This is a genomic window from Nocardioides sp. (assembly GCF_034670285.1).
Classification (GTDB): Bacteria; Actinomycetota; Actinomycetes; order Propionibacteriales; family Nocardioidaceae; genus Nocardioides.
This window is the reverse complement of sequence record NZ_JAXMNS010000501.1, coordinates 1-2,363: the sequence shown is the minus strand read 5'-3', so window position 1 is coordinate 2,363 and position 2,363 is coordinate 1. Positions and strand designations below refer to the sequence as shown.

The window sequence follows — 2,363 nt, the reverse complement described above, 5'->3', positions numbered from 1 at the left end:
CAACAGGAGGCACCGATGAGCAGCACCCAGAGCAACAACCCGTCCGGATCCGAGGCGGCTGCGGCCGTCTGGCCGGGGCACGCCTACCCGCTGGGGGCGACCTACGACGGCACCGGCACCAACTTCGCCCTGTTCAGCGAGGTCGCCGACCGGGTCGAGCTGTGCCTCTTCGACGCCGAGTCCCAGGGGGGTGCCGAGACCAAGGTCGAGCTCACCGAGGTCGACGCCCACGTCTGGCACGCCTACCTGCCGTCGGTGCAGCCCGGCCAGCGCTACGGCTACCGCGTGCACGGCCCCTGGGACCCCGAGCGCGGCCTGCGGTGCAACCCCAACAAGCTGCTGCTCGACCCCTACGCCAAGGCGACCACGCGCGAGATCGACTGGCACCAGAGCCTGTTCGGCTACAACTTCGGCGACGAGGACTCCCGCAACGACGAGGACTCCGCCCCGCACATGACGTTCGGGGTCGTCATCAACCCCTTCTTCGACTGGGAGGGCGACCGCCGGCCGGCGATCCCCTACAACGAGAGCGTCATCTACGAGGCCCACGTCAAGGGCCTCACGATGCTGCACCCCGACGTGCCCGAGGAGCTGCGCGGCACCTACGCCGGCCTCGCGCATCCCGCGGTCACCGACCACCTCACCAAGCTGGGCGTGACCGCGATCGAGCTGATGCCGGTGCACCAGTTCATCCAGGACTCCACCCTGCTCGACCAGGGCCTGCGCAACTACTGGGGCTACAACACCCTGGCCTTCCTCGCGCCGCACTCCGACTACTCCGCCGCCGCGCACTCCGAGCAGGAGCAGGCGCTGGGCCAGCAGGTCCAGGAGTTCAAGGCGATGGTCAAGGCGATGCACCTCGCCGGCATCGAGGTCATCCTCGACGTGGTCTACAACCACACCGCCGAGGGCAACCACATGGGCCCGACGCTGAGCTTCCGAGGCATCGACAACCCCGCCTACTACCGCCTCGTCGAGGACGACGAGAAGTTCTACATGGACTACACCGGCACCGGGAACTCCCTCAACGTCCGCCACCCGCACTCGCTCCAGCTGATCATGGACTCGCTGCGCTACTGGGTCACCGAGATGCACGTCGACGGCTTCCGCTTCGACCTCGCCTCCGCGCTGGCGCGCGAGTTCTACGACGTCGACCGGCTCGCGACGTTCTTCGAGCTCGTCCAGCAGGACCCGGTCGTCAGCCAGGTCAAGCTCATCGCCGAGCCCTGGGACGTCGGCCCGGGTGGCTACCAGGTCGGTGGCTTCCCGCCCCAGTGGACCGAGTGGAACGGCGCCTACCGCGACACCACCCGCGACTTCTGGCGCGGCGAGCCGTCGCTGGGTGAGTTCGCCTCGCGGGTCGCCGGCTCCTCCGACCTCTACGAGCACTCCGGACGCCGTCCGTTCGCCTCGATCAACTTCATCACCGCTCACGACGGCTTCACCCTGCGCGACCTCGTCTCCTACAACGAGAAGCACAACGAGGCCAACGGCGAGGACAGCCGCGACGGCGAGAGCCACAACCGCTCGTCCAACCACGGCGTCGAGGGCGAGACCGACGACCCGCAGGTGCTGGCCGCACGCGCCCGCGCGCAGCGCAACTTCCTCGCCACCCTGCTCCTCAGCCAGGGCGTGCCGATGATCCTGCACGGCGACGAGATGGGCCGCACCCAGGAGGGCAACAACAACACCTACGCCCAGGACTCCGAGCTGTCGTGGGTCCACTGGGACCGCGCCGACCTGCCGCTGCTGGAGTTCACCTCCGAGCTGATCCGCCTGCGTCGCGACCACCCGACGTTCCACCGTCAGCGCTTCTTCACCGGCAACACCGTGCGCACGCCCGTCGCCGGCGGCGAGGGCGACCGGCTCAACGACATCGTCTGGCTGCGCCTCGACGGCGAGCCGATGGAGGAGTCCGACTGGCATGCCTCGAGCGATCCCGAGCACTCCGACCACGCCGGGCAGGCGATCGGCATGTTCCTCAACGGCCAGGGCATCGCGGGCAAGGGCCCGCGCGGCGAGGCCATCACCGACGACCACTTCCTGCTCTACTTCAACGCCGACGGTCCGACCGAGGTGACGCTGCCGCCGACCGAGTACGCCGAGGCGTGGGACGTCGTCATCAACACCGGCGGCGCCAGCGGCCCCGACGTGGCCCGCCCGGCCGGTTCGACGTTCGCCCTCCCGGCGAGCACCGTGCTGGTGCTCCGCGAAGGACACGAGCCGGAGCCGGAGCCCGACTCGTCGGTCGCCGCGTCCGTCGCTGCGCAGACCCGTACGGTGCAGCAGTGACCCAACGCACAACGACCCCCTCCACCGCACCACGCAACACCTACCGCCTCCAGGTGCGGGAGTCCTTCGAC

The 2,363-nt window shown here is 69.4% G+C and carries 1 protein-coding gene; it reads left to right on the top strand.

Annotated features, from left to right (window positions below; all coding sequences use genetic code 11):
* Nucleotides 1-15: 15 nt before the first annotated feature.
* Nucleotides 16-2,292: a glycogen debranching protein GlgX gene (gene glgX / locus VOI19_RS18255; protein WP_323794367.1), complete on the top strand. Its 2,277-nt coding sequence runs from the start codon at nucleotides 16-18 to the stop codon at nucleotides 2,290-2,292.
* Nucleotides 2,293-2,363: the final 71 nt, after the last annotated feature.

Bases quoted from the DNA above. Each gene is read 5' to 3' on its own strand.
- glgX (WP_323794367.1), top strand. From the start codon at position 16: ATGAGCAGCACCCAGAGCAACAACCCGTCCGGATCCGAGGCGGCTGCG.